Annotated in this window: 15 protein-coding genes, 1 tRNA gene and 1 pseudogene; 6 read left to right on the forward strand and 11 right to left on the reverse strand. The window is 61.4% G+C overall.

The window, feature by feature from the left end:
- Positions 1-65: 65 nt before the first annotated feature.
- From pepN to QZ634_RS17555, 4 genes are all read left to right on the forward strand, one after another.
- Positions 66-2744, forward strand: coding sequence for an aminopeptidase N (gene pepN, locus QZ634_RS17540; RefSeq protein ID WP_291990626.1), 2679 nt, complete (start codon positions 66-68; stop codon positions 2742-2744).
- Between the two features lie 121 nt (positions 2745-2865).
- Positions 2866-2942, forward strand: a tRNA-Arg gene (locus QZ634_RS17545).
- Between the two features lie 636 nt (positions 2943-3578).
- Positions 3579-4214 (forward strand): hypothetical protein, encoded by a 636-nt coding sequence (locus QZ634_RS17550; RefSeq protein WP_291990627.1) that lies wholly within the window; start codon positions 3579-3581, stop codon positions 4212-4214.
- Positions 4215-4343: 129 nt separating this feature from the next.
- Positions 4344-5093, forward strand: a complete 750-nt coding sequence (locus QZ634_RS17555; protein ID WP_291990629.1) for a hypothetical protein — start codon at positions 4344-4346, stop codon at positions 5091-5093.
- 314 nt (positions 5094-5407) lie between these two features.
- Here the strand turns inward: QZ634_RS17555 and QZ634_RS17560 are convergent, their stop codons facing one another.
- The 10 genes and pseudogenes from QZ634_RS17560 to brxD form a co-directional block, all read right to left on the reverse strand.
- A complete protein-coding gene (locus QZ634_RS17560; RefSeq protein ID WP_291990630.1) occupies positions 5408-5854 on the reverse strand; it encodes a hypothetical protein in 447 nt (148 codons plus the stop codon).
- 144 nt (positions 5855-5998) lie between these two features.
- Complete coding sequence (locus QZ634_RS17565; RefSeq protein WP_291990632.1) at positions 5999-7222, reverse strand: hypothetical protein; 1224 nt, start codon at positions 7220-7222, stop codon at positions 5999-6001.
- A complete protein-coding gene (locus QZ634_RS17570) occupies positions 7219-8691 on the reverse strand; it encodes a hypothetical protein (RefSeq protein ID WP_291990633.1) in 1473 nt (490 codons plus the stop codon). The genes QZ634_RS17565 and QZ634_RS17570 overlap by 4 nt, the downstream gene beginning before the upstream one ends.
- Positions 8673-8993 (reverse strand): hypothetical protein, encoded by a 321-nt coding sequence (locus QZ634_RS17575; protein ID WP_291990636.1) that lies wholly within the window; start codon positions 8991-8993, stop codon positions 8673-8675. Before QZ634_RS17575 ends, QZ634_RS17570 begins: the two co-directional genes overlap by 19 nt.
- 328 nt (positions 8994-9321) lie before the next feature.
- The gene (locus QZ634_RS17580) at positions 9322-10002 is read right to left on the reverse strand and encodes a hypothetical protein (protein ID WP_291990638.1); all 681 of its coding nucleotides are present in this window, start codon (positions 10000-10002) and stop codon (positions 9322-9324) included.
- A 140-nt stretch (positions 10003-10142) separates the two neighbouring features.
- Positions 10143-11480 carry a site-specific integrase gene (locus QZ634_RS17585; RefSeq protein WP_291990640.1) on the reverse strand — a complete coding sequence of 446 codons (1338 nt, stop codon included), beginning with the start codon at positions 11478-11480 and terminating at the stop codon, positions 10143-10145.
- Positions 11481-11979: 499 nt separating this feature from the next.
- Positions 11980-12171, reverse strand: a complete 192-nt coding sequence (locus QZ634_RS17590) for a type II toxin-antitoxin system VapC family toxin (protein ID WP_291990642.1) — start codon at positions 12169-12171, stop codon at positions 11980-11982.
- A 424-nt stretch (positions 12172-12595) separates the two neighbouring features.
- Positions 12596-12697 (reverse strand): annotated as a pseudogene (locus QZ634_RS17595) (AbrB family transcriptional regulator); the annotation flags it as partial.
- A gap of 202 nt (positions 12698-12899) precedes the next feature.
- Positions 12900-14978 carry a DEAD/DEAH box helicase gene (locus QZ634_RS17600; RefSeq protein ID WP_291990644.1) on the reverse strand — a complete coding sequence of 693 codons (2079 nt, stop codon included), beginning with the start codon at positions 14976-14978 and terminating at the stop codon, positions 12900-12902.
- Positions 14979-15005: 27 nt separating this feature from the next.
- A complete protein-coding gene (gene brxD, locus QZ634_RS17605) occupies positions 15006-16316 on the reverse strand; it encodes a BREX system ATP-binding protein BrxD (protein WP_291990646.1) in 1311 nt (436 codons plus the stop codon).
- Positions 16317-16844: 528 nt separating this feature from the next.
- On the opposite strand from brxD, the gene fxsT reads away from it, so the two are divergent.
- On the forward strand, positions 16845-19370 hold the full coding sequence (fxsT, locus tag QZ634_RS17610; protein WP_291990648.1) for an FxSxx-COOH system tetratricopeptide repeat protein: 2526 nt from the start codon (positions 16845-16847) through the stop codon (positions 19368-19370).
- 752 nt (positions 19371-20122) lie between these two features.
- Here fxsT and QZ634_RS17615 read toward each other — a convergent pair.
- Positions 20123-20956 (reverse strand): carbonic anhydrase family protein, encoded by an 834-nt coding sequence (locus QZ634_RS17615; protein WP_291990650.1) that lies wholly within the window; start codon positions 20954-20956, stop codon positions 20123-20125.
- A 15-nt stretch (positions 20957-20971) separates the two neighbouring features.
- Between QZ634_RS17615 and QZ634_RS17620 the strand changes: the two genes are divergently transcribed.
- Entirely contained in the window at positions 20972-21220 is a 249-nt protein-coding gene (locus QZ634_RS17620; protein WP_291990652.1) for a hypothetical protein, read from the forward strand.
- The last annotated feature ends 66 nt before the right edge of the window (positions 21221-21286 follow it).

The following is a 21286-nucleotide window of genomic DNA, read 5'->3' on the forward strand; positions in this document are numbered from 1 at the left end:
GACGCACTCGTCGGCGCGCCGGCTGATGATCATTGCCGGACAAGCCGGCAGAAAAGGAGCCCCCGATGAACAGCGAAACTGCGCAGCGAATCCACCGCCAGGACTACACACCCCCGCCCTTCCTCGTCGACAGCGTCGAACTGGACGTGCATTTCAACGCTGGCGAGGTCCTGGTCAGCAGTCAGCTGCAACTGCGGCGCAACCCAGCGGCGGCGGCCCAGCCAGCGCCGCTGCAACTCGATGGCCAGGGGCTGGAAACGATCTCGCTGGCCATGAACGGCACGCCCCTTGGCACCGACGACTACCGCTGCACGAGCTCGACGCTGACCATCGCCAATCCGCCGGACGCGCTGACGCTGACCACGCAGGTGCGCATCGACCCCGACAACAACAGCAGCCTCTCCGGGCTTTATCGCTCGAAGGACGGCTATTTCACCCAGTGCGAGGCGCAGGGATTCCGCCGCATCACCTGGTTCCCGGATCGTCCCGACATCATGTCGCGCTACCAGGTCACCCTGCACGCCGACAAGGCCAGCCTGCCCGTGCTGCTCGCCAACGGCAATCCGGCCGGCAGTGGCGACGAAGGAAACGGCCGGCACTGGGCAAAATGGGAAGACCCCTTCGCCAAGCCCTGCTATCTCTTTGCGCTGGTCGCCGCGCGCCTCGACGTGCTGCGCGACGAATTCACCACCAGCAGCGGGCGCAGCGTCCAGCTTGCCGTATTCGTCGAGCCCGGCAAGCTCGACCAGTGCGCGCACGCCGTCGACGCACTCCAGCGTGCGATGCGCTGGGACGAGGAAGTCTTCGGCCTGGAATGCGATCTCGACCACTACATGATCGTCGCCGTCGGCGACTTCAACATGGGGGCGATGGAAAACAAGGGCCTGAACGTTTTCAACACCAAGTACGTCCTGGCGCGCGCCGACACGGCCACCGACGCCGACTACCAGAACATCGACCGCGTCGTCGCGCACGAGTACTTCCACAACTGGACCGGCAACCGCGTCACCTGTCGCGACTGGTTCCAGCTGTCGCTGAAGGAAGGGCTGACCGTCTATCGCGACCAGGAATTCGGCGCCGACATGCACAGTCGCGCGGTCACCCGCATTCGCGAAGTGCGCGCCCTGCGCGCCATGCAGTTCCCCGAGGACGCCGGCCCGATGGCGCATCCGGTGCGCCCCGACTCGTATATCGAGATCAACAACTTCTACACCAGCACCGTTTATGACAAGGGCGCCGAAGTGGTGCGGATGATCGAAACGCTGATCGGCAAGGAGGCTTTTCGGCGCGGCATGGACCTCTACTTCGAGCGCCATGACAGCCAGGCGGTCACCTGCGACGACTTCGTCGCGGCGATGGCCGACGCTTCCGGCGTCGACCTGACGCAGTTCAAGCGCTGGTACGACCAGGCCGGCACGCCGCACGTCTGGGCCAGCGGCCACTACGACGAGCAGGCACGCACCTACACCCTGACGCTGTCGCAATCGCTGCTGGCGAGCGCCACTGCGGCGAACGCCGAACCGCTTCAGAGCCCGCTGCACACGCCGTTTCACATCCCGGTGGCCGTCGGCCTCAACGGCGCCCACGGCGAAGACATGCCGCTGATGATCGCCGGCGAAGGCGCCGCCGCCGGCAGCGGCCGAACGACGCGCGTCCTGTCGTTGACCGAGTTCGAGCAGCAGTTCGTCTTCGAAGAACTGCCCGCCGCCCCCGTCGTTTCGCTGCTGCGCGACTTCTCGGCGCCGGTCATTCTCGACTTCTCCTGGAGCGACGAAGAGCTGGCTCACCTGCTGGCCCACGACAGCGACCCGTTCAACCGCTGGGAAGCCGGGCAACGCCTGGCCAGCCGCCTGATCCTGGCGGCCGCCGAGGACCTCTCGGTCGGCCGCCCAGCCTACTGGCCGCAGAGCTTCGTCGAAGCCGCCGCACGCCTGCTCGAACACGCCAGCGACGACCCCGCTTTCGCTGCCGAAGCGCTGACCCTGCCCGGCGAAGCGACGCTGGCCGAAGAGATGACCGTCGTCGACCCGAGCGCATTGCACGACGCCCGCAACGGCCTGCGCCGCTTCGTTGCCGAACAACTGGGCAACGCGCTGCTGCACTGCTACGCCACACACGCCGACGACGCCCCGTACCAGGCGACGCCGGCTGCCGCCGGCCGGCGCGCGCTGCGCAACGTCTGTCTGAGCTACCTCGGCGAGCTGCACAGCGACGAGTCACGCGCCCTGGCCATGCGCCAGTTCGAGTCGGCCGACAACATGACCGACCAGTTCGCCGCGCTGGCCACTCTGGCGCAGGATGACTGCCAGGAACGCGTGCTGGCGCTGGCCAGCTTCTACGAGCGCTGGCACGACGAAGCGCTGGTGGTCGACAAATGGTTGTCGGTGCAGGCGGCGAGTCACCTTCCCGACACCCTTGCGGTGGTCAGGGGGCTGCTCGAGCACCCGGCTTTCGACCTGCGCAATCCGAACAAGGTCTACGCGCTGCTCAACACCTTCGGCAACAACCATGTCCGTTTTCACGCCGCCGACGGCAGCGGCTACCACTTCCTCGCCACGCAGATCGGCGAGCTCGACCGCCTCAACCCGCAGGTCGCAGCGCGTCTGGCACGCCGCTTCGATCGCTGGCGGAAGTTCGACGAGCCGCGTCAGCAACAGGCCAGCTTCGCCCTTGAAAAACTGCATTCGCTCGCAGGCCTGTCGCCCGACGTACGCGAGATCGTCGGGCGGGCCCTGGAGCAGTAGGCCGGCGTCGCACGCCGCGCCGGCGAAGCGCGCGCGCCCGACAGCCGACCCGGGAATCGGCAAGATAGTGCTTGAGCGAGGCCGGACGCCTCTGTATAATTCGCCGCTTCAGTAGGGCAAGGCGCCCGTAGCTCAGTTGGATAGAGTACTTGGCTACGAACCAAGGGGTCGGGCGTTCGAATCGCTCCGGGCGCGCCAATAGATTCAAGCACTTAGGCCAATCTTCGGATTGGCCTTTTTGCGTTTTGCGACAGTTGGTGACACATCTGGTGACACTTCTGAGCGGGTAACACCATCGGTGCACGAAACCGGGGCGGCCGAAATTTGGAACATGAACTTGATGGCGAATTCTGGACGCTCGAATCTGCGCCAAGCCGTACACTGGCAGGTGGTCGCAGCAGTTCTTCTACAGCGGCGCAATCCTGAACACCAGCCGCAACGTTCTTCGACCACCAGACCTCATTGCGGAGCGCGCCCAAGTGCAGACGGCATAGCTTTTCCGCGGGCCGTTCCACCGAAGCAGGCACCAACTGCACTCCGCACCAGCCGGCATTTCTGAAACTTTTCAATTAACCGTCTGCCCGCATCAAGGCCGTCGTGGGATTTCAGGTAGCGGCAAACGGTTACGAAGTCGGCAGGTCGGCACGGACCAGGCTTTCATATCGGTCGAAAAATGGTCAGCGCCGGCCGGCGTTGCACGTGGCCCGAAAAAGATGCATTGACTAGATGCCGTTGGCGTTTGATACTTGAATCCCTACTTGCATAACTGGCTTTTACCTAGAGCTTCCTCAAGTTTGGGTCCCTGTCAACCGTTCCGTTTCGCTGGGCCATCCGTTGAAAAAATTGCCGCGCAGAAACCTGTCGCTAGTTGCCGTCGCGGCACTCTATGGTTGCTCATCCGTGACCATGATGGATGGGTCGGAAGGACAGGTCACCGAAGGAACTTGCGACGTCAAGGTATACCAGACCCGTGCCCAGGCCCTGAAGGGCGGCGAGATCGACGAATTGTGTGTGATCACGGGCACCTCCATGTTCAGCTTCGTGCATACCTACGAGGTCGCTGTCTCCAAGCACAAGGACAAAGCCTGCGCCTGCGGCGGCAACGCTGTGTACATAGAGTCGAGAAGCCCGCCTGCGGGATTCAACGGACCCGCAACGGTGTCCATGATCGCCTTCCGCTACGTCAAGGGGCCTTCAGCGACTTATCAACAGCAATCCACGCCTCACCGCACGGATCAGTCAACCCGCCCTATGGGCGAAAAATCCACCAACACGGCTATTGCCGCAGATGCCGAGACCGCCAAGGTTGTTCAGTTTCTGGCAGATGACGGTTTCCCTGTTGTTGGGGTGCCCGTTCTCTTCAAGCAAAAAGACAATCTTAGTTACTATGAAGCGAGAGGGTCAGGAAACCAGATAACTCAAGTCGTGTGTGAGGCTGGTATGTGTCGGACGAGGAAATTCTACGAGTGATTTAGCAGTCTACTACTGCCCATCGGAGCGGCCATACAGAGGGAGTGCCGGCCGCATTAGAACGCCTCCAGCGCTTAACCCTCTTTTTATAAACCCCGCCATCTTTATTCGCGTTTCGCAGGAAACATCGTGAAGAAACGTCTATTATCTATTTCAGTGATTTTTTTAGTAGCCACCATCGCCGCTTGCGGCAATCATGAGCAAGAGGTGAAGAACAAGGCTGTAGAACAGCGATTGCTCACGGAAAAGGTACTAGCGAAAGTCAAGGCAGAAGCAAAAGCGAAAGTCAAGGAAGAAGCAGAAGTCAAGGCAGAAGCAGAAGCGAAAGTCGAGGCAGAAGCTAGAATTCAGCCTAGCTCATGTGTAGCGGCGATGGACGAACAGAAAGAGCGCTACAAGAAATTAACTGCGCAGAAGAAATACTGGGAGGCAGCAACCACCGTTCGTTCATGTGCTGCAATATTGAACGATCCAACACTGAAAACGATGTTGGCAGACGCCGAGGTACGCAATTATATTGCACTGATAAACGACAAGCGTTCCGAGGCACAAAGCCGTCTGATAGCACTGGACTCCTTTTTATCAGATTATCCAGACCAAGCCATTGAATTTAAGAAGCGTCGCTTACAATTAGCTGGCGAGGCTGAGCGAGAAAATCGAGATAGCGAGGTTGCCGCGACTAAGTCCGCTGTAGCAACTCGAAAGAGAGATGGCGTTAGTCTGGGGATGAGTGAAGAGGACGCTATCGCAAGCAGTTGGGGGAAACCGCGGCACATTAATCGGACTCAAACCTCATACGGCACGTCGGAGCAATGGGTTTATGGTAATGGAAATTATCTTTATTTCACGGACGGAAAACTAACCAGAATTCAAAATTAGCAGAATAGCCAACCGTCGCTAGAGTTTTTTCGCCAGTTGGCAGCGGACAATGGCCCTCTTCGTTTTGATCGATTCTGCTTTCCCATTGCCAAACTCAAGGGCTGCTGCACCGATCTAGCACGCTCGCAAGTCGGTTGACCGAAGCTATCCACCGCTGCATTTCTAGACCGCCCGCCGACCTTGCGCCATGTTTCAGGCTGCGAGCTGCGCTCGCAGCTTTACCGGCCGCCGACTTCGGGCCGGTCTGCAAACCCTGTAGTTTTTCGTGTGCCCGCCTTTCTTTGTTGCAACGCGAAACGACGGTCGCGTGTTCCTCAGGCGATAGTGCCATCTATCGCTTCCTCGTCGGCGTGGTCCCGGTTCATAGAGTTGATCGCGCCCAACGTGGCAACTAGCGACCGGCTGGCGCTGAGGCTGAGCTTGGTGAGGGCGCACGCGTGATCCACGGTGGTGGCAATAGCAGCCTTGCTCATGAAACGCGTCGCGGCCGCTTCCAGAAGTACGGCCTGCCGAGCAAGCGCCCCTCTTATTTCTTCGCGCGGCGCGTCGAGTAGCGCGGCGTTTCGTCTTGCCAGTTCGCGGAACGCCTCCGCGGGAAGAACTCGGCTCTCCGGGTCCGTCAGTAGGGCAAGGCATTGCGCTGCGGCCTCGTCGGCGTCTATGGGTTGCGGCGGCAATGTTGGTTTGCCGTTTGCGGTCTGGGCTCGAATGAGTTGATAGATAAGCTCAGCCTGTGTGTTTGGTGTGTTTGGATCGGCCATGCGGCCTCCTATCTTTCAGTTTTCAGTTCAGCTATCGGAAAGGGGGGGACTGGGGGGAGTAGTGGGAGTAACCCCGTACACTGGGGAAATTTTGTAATTTCCTGTACTGGTGGAAATGGTCCCCCAAATCCCCCCGCTCCCCCATTACCCCCGTTCGACGCAATACCGGTTGGTCTTGTGCACGCCGTCGGTCATCCTCAACACCAGCCCGTCGCAGTGAGTGTCCACGCGGAACTTCAGGAGATTGCCGACGGTGCGGGCCGTGAGCTGCGAGCGCGCGGGACAAAGTGTCTCAAGGGCTTCTTTGATGTAGTCACCACCATCAGCAGCTGACGAGCAAGCCAGAATGCCCATGATCTCGCGTGCGTAGAACCAGTCATGCCCGTAGCATTCTTGCAGCCCATGAAGCAGCAAGCTCAGCGCTTGTGAAGATGGGTCGCTGCGTCCAGCTTCGACGATGATCTGGTGGGCAGGGTCGCCAAGGTCACCGATGCCTGCTTCTTCGCTGAGCCCCTCGCGCTGGCACCACAGCACGCAATCCCGGACGAGCCGGGACCACGTCGCGAATCCGGCATCGCCGCGCCCAATTCGCGGAGAACCGCCAGCAAAGAAGCCTTGAACCGCAACACACACTGCGCGAGCAATTGCCAGACGCTCGACCAGGGCGCGATCGACCGGATTGAAGTCGAACTCCAAGGCTTGCGGACATTCCACACCTGTATCGAGCCGCACGCGGATGAAACGCCGGTGAAGATCTCGACTGAGTGCCGCGTTATTGCTCGTGAGGAAGACGTTTAGCCGGATCTCGCCGTCAAACATCAGGCTAGAGCCCAGCACACGATCCCGGAGAGCGCCCCCGGTCAGGACCGCAGCCATTACCGCGCTGTCATATACGCCGACGACATTGTCGAGGAGCAGCCAGTCGAACCCGTCCAGCGCGTTAGCGATCATCTGCTTCTTCAGCTCAGTGTCATCGACTCCGCTGAACGGTGTTACGGGCGCCCGCCGACCAAGAACCAGAGCACCTACTGCGGCAGCACAGATAGTTTTTCCTGAGCCGGGGCACGGGGCGTCCATCAGGACCCCGGGCGCATCGGACAAGCCCGGCCGCGCCAGGGCGCCGATAATGGCAGCGAGCATGGCCCCTCGATCTTCCGGCGTCGCAAACTTGAAGGCGATCCAAGGGCGCCAGATTTGACGCAACGCAGCTACCAGCGCCCCCCGATCCGGCTGCAATGGGAAGGTGTCCATTAGGTCCGGGTCATAGGCGGCATAGGTGCAGGTCGCCGCATGATAACCAGGGCGGGTTACGACCTCGGAGGCGGTACAGAACGGTGCCGTGACCAACGATTTAAGCACTTTCATCATGCCTCCAGAGCGGTGAGCAGCATCGCTGCCGTCTGATCGTCGAGGTCGGCGGCAATGGCCGCCCCGTCGCGGGCGTGCTTGTAGAGGGCATAACGCAGACCAACAAGATATGACAGCGCAGCCGACCGCTTGATGGGCAACAATCGCCCCCCGTCCAGGCGTACCAGAACGCCTCCGCGAACAAACAAGTCTTGCTCCGCGGCCAGCTTCTCTCTGATTTCGTTGGCCGTCTCGGCGCGACGTCCGGCCTTCAAGAAGATACGTACAGGCTGACGACGCAGCCGGTAAATTGCAGAGCCATGCGCGAAGCTATGGATCACAGGAACGGCGCCGCGTAGATACAGCTTGGCGGTAGCTTTGCCTCCCCGATAGTCTGGCTCTAAGGGGTCTAGGCAGATGGCACCGTCGTACTTGTCGTTGGCATCAAGAATCTGCTCGACGGAGACTTCCCGCCCGCTTTCCAGGATGATGGTGTAGTCGCCGAGCAAAGTGCCGCCACCGGCAGAGCGAGCCGCTTGTGTTGCGCGTTCGTGGGCTTCAGTAACTGGCACGCCAGCCTTGACGAGACGCGTGGTGAGTGCCTCCCCACGTGCCAGCGCCCACGCGGCGCGCACAGCCGCGGCTTCGCTCTCGGCGGCGTCCCTGGCGGCCTGTTGCAGCCCTTCGACTCTGGCCTGTTCGCTTGCCGTCAGATCAGGCAGCGCGACGCGGGTATCGAGAAAACCGCCGTCCGACAGGACAACCGGCGGGCCTCGTCTCTGCACCAGCGGCGGCTTGCACACGGCCCCGCCACAGAAGTCGAGCCTTGCAGCCTCCCCCATCGCGTCGTCGAAAAGATGGCGCATTAGCTTTGCCCCCGATTTTGACAATACGATGCGCCCATGCGCCGCCAGCCAGAGGCGGGCGGCGAGCGTTTCACATGCCCGCGGCACGTCACCAGCGTCGGCTACGAGGATGTAGAAGCGCTGGCCCCGCCGACCTTGCAACTCGGTTTCACCGTTCCAGATATGCGACGAACCGGAAAGCCAATGGACGACGCCAGCAGCAGCGAGTCCGCCGATAGTGCTTTGCAGGAAGGACCACAGTTGCTCAGGGGATAGAACGACGTCACCGGGCTGCGGGTCGTAGTCAATCGTCATTATGCCGGGGGTGTTGCTCTGAAATGCGAAATTGCCCTTCGAGCGAGTAACAGCACCCGGGGTGGCCGCCAGCAACTTCGATGAAACCACATGCCCGGACAGCGGCAAACTGGCCAGCGGCAACGATGCCGATATAGCCTGATTGGTCGCCACCCTCGCCAGGAGCGCCGCAAGGTCCGCAGCGCTCGTGAAGTCGACGACCTCGTATTCGCCGATTGTCATATGGCCGGCAACTTCCTTGTGCAACGTGCCGTCTGACTTCAAGCTGAAGACCTTGCCGAGCGTGTCCGGTTGTTCAGCCGTGAAGACGGTCAGTTTTCCGATCTGCATGCCTGACGCCTCCCCATGAGTTTGCCGAGTTCATCGGCGACAGCGATCAACGTATCGATCATCACCGGGGCGAAAATCACCGTTTGGCGCGTGCCCCCGTCTGCAGCCATCACTGCGTGCTGTGCCAGCTCGGAGGACAAAATACACGCGCGTTCAAGTGCTTGGTCGTCGCCCGGTACCGCCGGGGCAAACAGGGCGTTGAGGGCAGCAAAGCACTCAGGGTTGACTGGCACGCCCTGAGCCCTGATGTGAGCAATGGCGATGTGGGCGGTCGGGTGCATGGTGTTGTCGGGCGCATTCATGCTGTGACTCCTTGATTTGCAGGAGTCACGCCAAGCAACCGGCGCAGGTCGCCCACGCGGACTCGGGTCGAACTGCCGACCTTGATAGGGGTGAGATCACCGGCTCTGAAGTGCCGGTAGATTGAAGTGCGGCTGCGGGTAGCGACTGTGCCAGCTGCGGCAATGCTTACCAGTGCGCTGTCAGGGAAATCATCGAATTCTCGAACCGCAGTCGATAGGGTGTGTCGTTTCATGTGAATGTCCTCAGCTTGGCGCCACGCTACAGAAAGCTATGCCGTGCTCTCCGGCGCCCCGCTATTTATCAGCATGAGACGAACTGTCCGGATGGCTATAACTTAGCCGCGCTAAGTTGACGGATTTTTTTGCGGGCTTTGGAGAGCATCGAACCGAACGAAGCTCTGGTGAGCCGAGCGCGATCTCCCTCATCGTTCTTGTGATACGTAATGCAGTCGTTGCGTTCGTCGGGCTCCAGTCGTCGGCCATCTAGCTCGCTGATCAGCTCCCCCCATAACTGACTTGGAGGCAAGAAGTCGCCAAGTTCGTCTAGGCGACATGCAAGCTTCTTGATGATTGAGTTGATGCTGAACGACTCTCCATCGAACTTGATGCTACCGCGAGGTTTCTTTGCATTGCCGCGGTTGGCTTGTCGCTGGCGACGGGCCACGAGGACTTCAGGCCGCGCAGCCTCCTGCATGCCGTAGGAGCGGCAGGCCCAATGCAGGGCGTCCAGCCATGCCATCATCAAGTCAAAGTCCGCGGTCTTGTACGCCGAAAATGCGGCGTCGCGTTTTTCCAGCAAGGCGGCCTGGACGCTGTCATCTAGGCGCACCGCGACCCCATCGCTGGTTTTTCCCCCGCCAGCGTCAACCTGCACGCACTGAAGCCCCTGGATGAAATCATCAATGCTTTCGATCGAGTAGGTGGGCAAAGCCACGAAAGCAAACAGGCCCTCATCTTCATCGTCGTAGCGCCAGAACCCCTTTACGTCTTTCGCCCTCTTGATCGGCATGCTGTATTCCCTCCGGTAGCTACTAAATTGGTTGCAGGCGTCACGGCGGCGAAAACTTCAGACGCGAGACACCCCTTGGTCCGAACGTGAAACAGGTGTGCAGCCAAGCCTAGGTCCGAGTAGGGCCATGTATCGCATGGTCATGCACAGCGCGTGATCGTCACTACATTTGACATGCCGCACGTGAGTATGTCGAGCCGCTCGCCCAGTACTCGCCAGCCCTCCCGCTGTTCAGCCTCCAGGGATTGCCGCTGATAGATGCGTTCAAGCGGATTCCTCTGCTGGTGGTTCAACATGCGTTCGATGACGTATGGAGGAGTCCCCAGCTCCCCCGCCAGAGTTGCTGCTGTCCTGCGGAGGTCGTGCGGTGTCCAGTCGCCCCCGCTCAACTTCAGCGAGGCCGCCGCTTGGGTGCGGTTTTGCATGGGAGAGCTTTCGCGCTGCCTGTCGCCTATCTGCTTGGCGAAGCTCTTGACGCAGACATGCTCACCCAACTTGCTCTTGCTCACGGCAGGAAACACCCAATGCGAACACCCCGCTGCAGGACCCAGCACCTCGAACCACTTGACCGCGAACGCGGACAAGTAAATCTTGTGTTCCTTACCGTTCTTGGCAACCTCTGCCGGAATTGTCCAGACCCTACCCCCCAGATCGATGGCAGACCACTTGGCTTGACTGATCTCCCCCACGCGGCAGCCCGTAGCCAACATCAACCAGATGGCCGCTTCAGTGCGTTTCTGCAACCGTGCTCCCGGAATCCTGGCGACAAGCTCCCTGATCTCCGTCTCGCTGAGAACGCGGTCACGTTCAACCTTCGAACCGCCAAAGTCCGCCTTACGAAGTCCAGCGCAAGGATTCACTTCGATGACTTGCCGAGCACGCGCGAACTCAAACATTTGCCGCATGTCGGCAAGCAGATAGTTTGCGATAACCGGAGAACCTCGGCGAACCACGCCATCCAATATGCTCGCCACCATGCCCCGGCTTACATCGTCGGCGGCAACCGCGCCGATTGCCGGGAGCACATCTTTGGCAAACGACCGCTGGATTTCCGCACCGCCGTCCTTGCGATGGCGCGCTAGGTAGTCAGCTTGCCAGCGATCAAGTAGAGAAGAGACTGACAGTCTAGCTGCTGCCTTAGCCTTCGCCGCCGTCGCAGATGCTTGAGCATCCGCTTTCTTGGCCGCATCGGCCGCTTCAACGGCTTTACGTTCCTCAATAGGGTCTATACCTGCCCGCCGTTTCACGAGCAGTTCGGCGGCCAGCGAGCGCGCTTTCGCCAACGAGAGGTCGGGATAGGTTCCTATCTCGAACCATCGCGACCCGGACCCCGTCAAGCTCTTGAAGCGGTAAAGCCAAGCCTTCTTGGTCCCTCCTCCGGGCCTGACACGCAAGTACAGACCTCCCCCGTCGGCGAGAAATACATCCTTGTGTTCAGACTTTGCAGTCTTGCACTGAACATCCTTGAGTATACCCATGGCTAGCTCCCCGGCTCGAATGGTGACACATATGGTGACACTTTCTGACGGGCTGGTGTGGTACGACTTGGCACCGTCTGACCAAAAGGATACCACAGCAACGCTTATAGTTCAGTGTGTTACATGGCTTTCCGTGACATATGAGTGTTTCAGATTGTGCCAAGCATCAGTATCGTACCTAACTACGAACCAAGGGGTAGGGCGTTCGAATCGCTCCGGGCGCGCCAAAGAATCAAGCAAAAGGGCCAATCTTCGGATTGGCCCTTTTGCTTTCTGGTGGCTGGGGGAACGATCAGGGGAACAGTGCGCTGCTGGTAGCTCTTGCAGCCCCCTCGAACAATTGCACGGCAAGGTGGACGTTCTGGACCCGCTTGCGCGTCAGGGCGATCTCGATGCCGCCGAGCCGGATGAGCTCGGTCAGTGATACCGGGATAAGAACGGAAAACCGGGTCAGCTGTTGGTCATCGTCAGATCAGCCAGGGCTACAGCCGTTGGTGAGCTACGCCCAGTTCTCCAGGATGAGCGGTGCAGCAATCCGCTCGTAATGGCGACTGTTGTTGGTGACTAACACGGCACCGGCGGACAACGAGTTTGCGGCGATCATCATATCCAGTTCGCCGATCGGTTGCCCCGTGCTGACGAGTTGGTGGCGGATTTCGGCGTACCAGTCCGCGGCATCACCGAGATGCAAACCATCGACGGCATGAGGGCCGCCAGTTTGGCGCCTCTATCGCGCGCGATTTTCCCTTGATCAGGGTGCTTGCCGTGTCGGTGTCCAGCATATGCAGCAGCGCTAGTGTAGTGCTGCATTCCTGATGCGACTCTTGGCGACTGCTGCAAGCAGGGCGAAAACCCGGTGGTGGCTGAAACTCGCAGGGTCCATGCCGGGGCGGCCCTCGTCACCACCCACGGCGCCCATGCCCCCACACCGTCATTGCGAGGAGGCGAAGCCGACGTGGCAACCCAGAGATTTTGCGCTTTGCGTCGTCGATGCGGCGGAAGATAGTAAGAGGATGGAACTGGATTGCCGCGTCGGCTGCGCCTCCTCGCAATGACGAGCGGGCTGGCGTGTTGCCGCCCTCCCGACGAGGCTTTCAGCAAGCCCGACAGCCGCGCGTGACATAGACCTCGTCCCCTTCAAAGCGGAAGTCCGAGGGGAGACGCACCGCCTGGCTGGCGCCGTTCTTGAACAGCTTGGCAATACGCGTCTCTATCATCACGGCTCTCCCTGGTGCGGCAAAAAGTATAGATAACCTGCCGAAGCAGGCCAACTCTTTGGGGCGGCCCTCTTCACTGTCTCTTCCGCCGTCTGTGGCCGGGCGTTAGCTTACGATTTCGGCTCCCTTTTCTGCAGTGCGATCGGTTTCGGCGATTTGGTGCAGTCGACTAACGAAAACGACACAACCGGCTTAGCGTGCTTTATTTTCCGTTTTCTGAGGCGACCCCGAGTAGAAGGCACAAATTGGCTTCATCAAGTAACCTCCTCGCCACCACCGTCGCCACCAAGTCGAAGCGAAGACAAGCCGCGAACTTCAATTCACTGCGCTCCGCAAGTCTCACGCCAAACGCGGCTATGGCGGAATGGTCGGCCGGCTGCTGAATCAAGCTAGGCACCGGGACGTCAGCGTCTGTTTCCACCCACAGATCGTCTACCCGCGTGCTTCCACTGTCACCTAGCCTCAGCACCAATGCACTATTGACCGCACCGCCGGCAAATGTCCACCACCGATGCCGGCCAGACGGCAGGTGCTCAAGCAGGAGCGATCCCTGGCGCTCGGGCGCGGTGATCAGATCGCAGACTTCATCGAGTTGCTGAATGCCCCGCTTCGACAGGCCCAACTCCGCATCGCCTTCCTTCAACAACACCCGGCGCATGGCCTGACAGACCTCGAAACCCAACCAGCGAGACGTTCCGAGCCAGCGCGACTTGCCCTTCTCGTCCGTCGGCTCCACCCACACGGTACGCTTGGACCACTCAACTGAAATCACTTTCCAGCTTCGGCCGCCAAGCAGCAGGACAGTCGGGCCATCCTTTTGCTGCTGAACCGCCATCGGATCAACATTACCCAGTTCGGTGGAGCCGTGCCGCGCCGCCAGTGCCATCGGGCTCGCAAACGCCGACAGCAGGTCAAGGAAATGAGCACGCCCGAACAGCTTCTCGCCTTCAGGTCCCATTGACGCAAGGCCGCTACTGACGAACAGGATGCCCTTGGCCTCCATGAAATCGAACACCGTCGCCACCGTCTCCGGATCGAGATCGGGGAACTGTGTTCGAGCCACGCCCACGACCTCGTGCCTCGGTAGACCAGGGCGCTCCAGTACGAGCGCCATCATCTGCTGCGCCACCATGTGCCACGGCAGCGGAGGTGGCGTGATGTGCTCGACATACTTCTCGCGCCACAGCGTGGTGATCGCACAAGCCAGCAGGAAAGCCTCGTCGGTTGTCGTCAGGAACAGGTAGTTGCGGCGGCTGCCGGTGCGCCGGCCGGTGCGCCCCATGCGCTGCAGGAACGAAGACACCGTGCTCGGCGAGTCGATCTGGATCACGTAATCCAGGTCACCGACATCGATGCCCAACTCCAGCGTGCTGGTGGCAACGATCACGCAGTCCTGCTCTTCGGCGAACGCGGTCTCGGCAAGCCTTCGCTCGGACGCACTCAAGGACGAATGCGACACGAAGGTACGGGTGTTCAAGCTGCGCAGCGCGACCCCCAGCTCTTCCACCTTGGAGCGGCTATCGCAGAAAACCAGACGTTTCGAGCCACGGTGCAGCCGTGAGATAACCGTCGCGGCATTGGTCATCGAACCCACATGATCGATGGTGACATCGGCGTCCGTGCTGACCGATGACGAGCCGACGATTTGTCGCTCACCCGACCCGGCAAACCAATCCAGCAGTTCATCCGGATTGCCCACCGTCGCCGACAAGCCAAGCCTCTGAATCGGCTGCCTGGCGTAAGCCTCAATGCGCTTTATCACGGCGCGCAGGTGCCACCCACGGTCGTCACCGGCGAATGCATGCAGTTCATCAGCGATGACGACGCGGACGCTGCCGAACCACGACGCTCGATCGACCTTTGTCGAAATGAGCATCCCTTCGAGAGATTCAGGCGTCGTCAGAAGGATGTCCGGTGCCGAGCGCCGGGCCCGCGCCTTGGCACCTTGCCCGACATCACCGTGCCACACCTGCACGGTCCTGCCGACGAAGCCGGCATAACGCGACAGCCTCGACTCAAGGTTGTTAAGCAGCGCCTTGATCGGGCACACGTAGAGAACGCTCGGCCCCGGCCACTCCTCCGTGGCCATGCGCGACAGCACCGGGATGAATGCCGCCTCTGTCTTGCCACCGGCCGTCGGCGCCAGGATCAGGCAATGTTTGCCGTCAAGGATCGGGACTACCGCATCAGCCTGTGTCGAGCGCAGACCAGTCCAGCCCATCGAATTGACGATGTGATACTGCAACGCCCCGTGCAGGCGCTCGAAGGCCTCCAGACTCACGAACAGCCGCCCAGAGGGTCTGACCGCTTACAGCTCGATGTCATCGACCGAGCTCACGCCCACGGACGCACGTTCCTGCGCGGTCATCTCGCTCTCCGAAATCGTCAGCGCATAGTGCTGGCGAGGGTCGAAGTCCGCGAACTGATCGACACGATCCATCACGTCGGAGACCAGCTTCTTCAAGAACAACCGGGGTGACACGCCCACCTTGCCGCCCAGGTTGCCAGTGACCGCCCTGGCCAGGGATTCGACGTAGGAATCGTCAACCAAAGCGCGAACCCGATCGCCGGCAACAGCGCCATCGGCATAGATGTCCCGCAGCTTGCGCCCTACTTCGAGCAGCGCATCGTGTCCGAAGGCAGGCAGACGTACCTGCACCGCCCGCGGATTGTCGAATCGGGAGTCGGTGGCGAAATCAACGTGCAATCGTTGCGCCAACGGTGCAAGACGTTGAACGCCCTGTGCACCTTCGTAAAAAGCCTGGGTGCCGGTGATCAAGAGATAAAGCCCCGGAAAGTGGCCAGCGTCGATTTCGTCGATCCACTGGCGCAGCGCGTTCAGGCCCCGCTCGCGGGTATCAGCGCGCATCCGTTGCAGGGTCTCGACTTCATCCAGGACCAGTAGCAGACCGCCATAGCCCGAGTCGCGCAGCATGGTCAGCAGCCCGGAGAGAAAGTTGGTCGCGCCGAAGTGGTCGATGTTGCCCTTCACGCCAGCCGAGCGCCGAATCGATGCCGCAACATTGGGTTGGCCGCTGAGCCAGGCCATCAGCCCATCGGCCGTGGCCTTATCGCCGGCCTGCAGTGCGCGGCGGTAGGCCCGAAGCGTGGCGGAAAAGGCCGGCGCTACCTTGGTCACGCCGGCCAACCTCGCCTCCATCAGAGCTTCGGTCTTGGCGAGCAAGCTCACTTCATCCGTCGGGTCCAGGCGGGTGTCCTCCAGAACGTCGCGCTCCAGCGCGTAGAACCAGCCATCGACGATGCCGCGGAAGGCGCCCTCGCCGCTATCCGCTGTGGCAATGCGCTCGACCAATCGGCGATACACCGTTTCCAGGCGATGCAGCGGTGTCTCGGTTTCCGAGATTTGCACCTCGCTGGTTGCCAGTCCGCGCGCCCGGGCTCGTTCTTGCAGCCAACGGCCAAAGAACGTCTTTCCCGAGCCGTATTCACCACGAATAGCCTTGAAGGCGCCGCGCCCGGTCGCCACGGCGTCCAACTCGTAATCAAGCGTGCCTTGAAGGCGGTCGTAGCCCACGGCCAGCGCTTCCAGGCCAGCTTTGGGGACCGTGCCTCGCCTCAAGGCGTCGATGACCTCGGCTCTGCGCTGCGGACTGATCACTTGTAAACCCTCCTTGCGTATGCCACCCGGAACCGACTCGCCGAAACGGCAGAAAGCCGCTGCCAATAGCGATGCAAACTCGAGCGGGGGCTCTGACGACCACGGCTGAACTGCTGTCACCTTGGCTTGTGAACGACCGCTGCCGACCCCAAGCCGTCGGTCAGCTTTCTCCAAACCGGCCAGTCAGCCAGGTCCAGATTCTGCGAACTGGACTGCTCCGAAGCGGCCCTTGGCGACCTCAACCTACCGGCCAGTTGCGGTCACTCACCGATGAATTAGGGCGCTATCATGAGCGTCAGCAGCAACCCCATAACCAGACATCCAAGCATGCACACCGGCTTCGTCGAGCATGTCATTCCAGTCAATCACTCAAGACCCCATTTGTTGGCGGGGACGACTCCATCGTTCACGCGGCCACTGACGTCGCCTGTGCGCCAACAGCATTTTGTGCTTGCGTCGTTCCGGATATGAAAACAAGATACCCCTTCGGGCGGCCTGGCCCTGGGCTGCCAAGCCGAGAACAAGAACATGCCCGCTCAAATCTTCATCAGCTACCGCCGCAGCGACGCCGGCGGCCACGCTGGCCGGCTACGCGACCGACTGGCGCATTGGTTCGATGCCGAATCGCTGTTCTACGACCAAGGCAACATCGACAGCGGTGAACATTTCCCCAAGGTCTTGGATGAAGGGCTGACCGGCGCGACGGTACTGCTCGTGGTCATCGGGCCGGAGTGGGAAAACATCTTGGCGGAGCGCGCCAAGTTACCCGCCTTAGACTGGGTGCGGCGCGAAGTCGAAACCGGGTTGGCCCGAGCCGCGGCCGGCGAACAGGCGCTGATCCCGCTGCTACTCGGCCGCGAAACGCTGCCAAACTTCACCTCGCTGCCGGAATCGCTGCAAGCGCTGGCTGAGATCGAGGTACATCGATTCATCGGCAAGGATGCGGACTGGCAGCTCCAGTTCATGCGCCTACTTGACAAGCTGAAGACGCTTCCCGGCATGCCGTCGCCGCGCTTCCGATCGCCGGCCGGGATGGAGCAGCCGTTCCGCCTGATCGATCACGTGCTCAGCCCGCACTTTCAGGACCCCCACGGTCAGCTCGGCCAGCTTCGTGAAACGCTGGCCGGTGGGCAGCGGGTGGCACTGGTCGCCCGCGCCGCGATCTATGGCATGGGCGGGCTGGGCAAGACGCAGCTGGCCTTGAAATACAGCCATGATTTTCGTGACCGCTATGCCGGCGTGTGGTGGTTTCGTGCCGAGCACACGGAGCTGCTGGAGACCGACGCTGCGGCCTGCTGCGAAGAAGTCGCTGCGCCCCAGCGCGAGGGCGAAGCCCCCAGCGCCGCACTGAAGCGGTGGCTCGCAGGCCAGCCGGCCGCCTGGCTGCTGGTCTATGACAACGCCGAGGAGCCGAGCGTGTTGCGCCCCCTGCTTCCCGATGGCGATCGCCATCACGTGCTGCTCACTTCGCGCAATCCAGCGTGGGGTGGCTTGGCCGAGCCGCTGCGCCTGGAGACATGGAGCGAGGAAGAGGGCGCCGACTTTCTCCACGGGAGGCTGACCGGTCGGCGCCGCGATGACTTGCGGACGCTCAGCGCTGACCTGGGCGGGTTGCCGCTGGCACTCGAACAGGCCGCCAGCTATCTCGAGGAAACCGGCATGGCAATCGCCGAATACCGCCAGCTGCTGGCCGGCGTCGATACCGGCGCCCTGGTGCTAGACACCGGCCACGCCAGCACCGGCTACGAGCGTAGCGTGGCGGCGACGCTGTGTCTGGCCTTCACCCGACTCGCACCGGCTGCGCAAGAACTGCTTCGCCTGGCCTCCTTCGCCGCGCCAGAGCCCTTGCCCGAACGCTTTCTGCTTGAAGCGGCCGACAGACTGCCGGATGCACTCGCCGCAGTGGCCGCGAACCCTCTGACCTGGCAGGCCACCGTTGCCGAGTTGCGCCGTTACGGGCTGGCCGAGCGGATCGATATCCAGGCGCTCGACGCCAGCAATGGCAAGCGCGAGCATGCGCTGACGCTGCACCGGCTGACGCAGCAGGTAGTGCGGGCGATGCTGGCCGATGCCCCGCGGGACGCCGAAGCGCTGCTGGCAGCGCTCCACGCCGCACTGCCCGAGAAAGTTGAACTTCCTGTCGCCTGGCCGTGCTGTGCCGCGTTGTGGCCACACGGTGTAAATCTTGCGCGCTTCCCCGAGCGCATTCCGCTGGACCCGGTCCGGCTGAGATACCTGTGGGATCGGATTGCGATCTACCTGCAACGCGGTCCCGCCCTGTATTTGCAGGCCAAGCACCTGTTCGAACGGGCGCTTGCGTTGAGCCGCAACGCCTTTGGCGAGGAGCACCAGAACACACTCACCTCGATGAGCAATCTGGCCCTCACGCTGTGGGCGCAGGGCGATCTGTGCGGCGCGCGCGCGCTCCAGGAGCAGGAGCTATCGGTGTGTCGGCGGGTGCTGGGCGAGGAGCACCCGGATACTCTCACCTCGATGAGCAATCTGGCCCTCACGCTGCGGGCGCAGGGCGATCTGGTGGAGGCGCGGGCGCTCAACAAACAAGCGCTGGCGGTGCGTCGGCGGGTGCTGGGCGAGGAGCACCCGGATACCCTCGTCTCGATGAACAATCTGGCCGTCACGGTGCGGGAGCACGGCGATCTGTCCGGGGCGCGGGCGCTCAACGAACAAGCGCTGGTGGTGCGTCGGCGGGTGCTGGGCGAGGAGCACCCGGACACCCTCGCCTCGATGAACAATCTGGCCGGCACGGTGCTGGAGCAGGGCGATCTGTCCGGGGCGCGGGTGCTCAACGAACAAGCGCTGGCGGTGCGTCAGCGGGTGCTGGGCGAAGAGCACCCGGATACGGCGATCTCCGCGTGGAATCTGTTTGGCACGCTACACCAGGCCGGGGACACCGGGGCCGCAAGTGCAGTGCTCCGTGAGCATCTGCAGTGGCTTGTCGACCGTGATCCGGCAGAGCTTGGCGGGGATCTGCGAGCGATTCGAGGTTTTGTCAGGGAGCTTGCCGGTTTCGATGACGGGGAATCGTCGTCGTAGTCGCACGACCGAGGCGGTTCGCATTTACGTGCGCTTTCGCGCTTCGTGCTCACTGCCGCTCGACACCTTCACAACATCCCCTTGGCGGGCGCGGGCGAACGCCGTTGGGACTTGTCTCGAGGGGTCTGAGAGTCTGGTTGAACGTTGGTGCACTTGGCTGTTTCGTGTAGCCCTATTGACGGATAAGCCGGATAAGCCGAATGCGCTAAGGAGTTTGCGAGCGGCGGTTCCATCTCGGATAGCCGACCTACAGTGCATCGAGGGTCGAACGGCCCTTTTGGGTCGTGATGCGACCGACCTCTCGTCGACTTCGTCGCCGGAAAGCGGTCAGTCAAGCTTCACTTCCCGGAAGCGGCCATTCATCATCGAGTGCTGACGACCCCAAGCCGTCGGTCAGCTTTCTCCAAACCGGCCAGTCAGCCAGGTCCAGATTCTGCGAACTGGACTGCTCCGAAGCGGCCCTTGGCGACCTCAACCTACCGGCCAAGAAGAGACGGTGGAGAAGTCTGCCGAAAGCAGCCATTGCAGCCGCCTGGATGCATGCTATCGACCTAGTTTGCGAGGCGCCGTTTCAGCGCTGAGAAGCGACTGATGGTAGGGGGCGTAGCACTTGGGAGCCGCTGATCAATTGATCGCCCACGCATCACACACCGCGTGGCAGAAACAATAAAGGGCGCCAGACTCACCGGCAGGGCTGGTGTTTGCCACCAGCCCTGCCTTGTGCGTCAGCGCCAATGCGCCCCGCTGTGGTCTCAGGCCGACTGGCGACGCTTGGCGGCGACGCCGCCAACAGCGGCAAGGCCAATAAGCATCAGCAGCCAGGTGCCGGGTTCAGGCACGGCGAACCCCGACACGTCGGTCAGCACCACGCGGCCCTCCAAGCTCTGCAGCGCTCGGGTATTGCCTTCAGGCTCATGGAACAGCGTGCGGAAGGCATCAATCTGGTCATGCGACATCGTCGCCGGGCTGGCCAGCACGTTCCAACTCACGCCCTCGGTGTAGGGCGAGGTGGTCAGTGAGCCGGCATAGCGGTAGCTAGACAAGTCGGACGGCAGCAGCGCGCCGAGGTCGAAGGTGGGCAGATCCAAGTGCGGTGAGGCCTCTGTCGGCGGCAATGCAGAGAAGATCGGATCGAGCGCGGCGTTAAAGGCGCCCGCTTCAATGAACCGACCCACCACCAACAACTTGCCGCTGCCGTCGGTGGCTTGGTGCACGAAGTGCATCTCCATTTCCGAGCGAACACCGTTGACGGCGTGCTCGGCCTCTGTGTGGAAGTGGAATTGCAGCAGGTTGTAGTTGACGCCCGACAGCAACAGCGAATGGGTACCGGCACCGACGTTGGCGCGGATCGTCTTTTCTTCACCCGGGGAGCCGGTGTTCTCGACAATCAGCGCGACCGAATTGCCGTAGTCGAACTGCAGCGGCGGCAACACACTGTACACCGCGTTGGTTGAGGTGATATCGATCGGGCTTTGCTCGGGCAAGGCCAGCGCAGCGGATGCCACGAGTGAGGCCGTGACGGCAAGCACGGCGTGACGTGCGCGGATGCCGACGAAGTGGCGGCTGAAGGTGGTGCTAAGACCCATGGGGGAGACCCTCCTGTGAAGAGAATTTGGGTGTTTTTCTGGCAGCTACCGGGAAGTTCTGTCAATGAGCGGCGTCAAGTAAGTCAGAAGAAATGGCGCCGGCAGAAAAAAAGCACGAAACGTGCCAAAAGTCACACTCTGGCCGGCCTGGTTCGCGTTCAGATAATTTCAATGCTTATAATCAGCGCTTTGCATGCGATGTATCGATCGATCGAAGGTGCCCCCCTGACCGCCGCCTATGAAGCAGTGAAAGGCGATGTGTAAAGTTTTCCGACACATAGAGACCCGGAGCGATTCAGTTTCCTTGTTGGGACGCTTGGGCCTCGCTGG

This window comes from Candidatus Accumulibacter sp. ACC007 (genome assembly GCF_907163205.1).
In the GTDB taxonomy this organism is placed as follows: domain Bacteria; phylum Pseudomonadota; class Gammaproteobacteria; order Burkholderiales; family Rhodocyclaceae; genus Accumulibacter; species Accumulibacter regalis.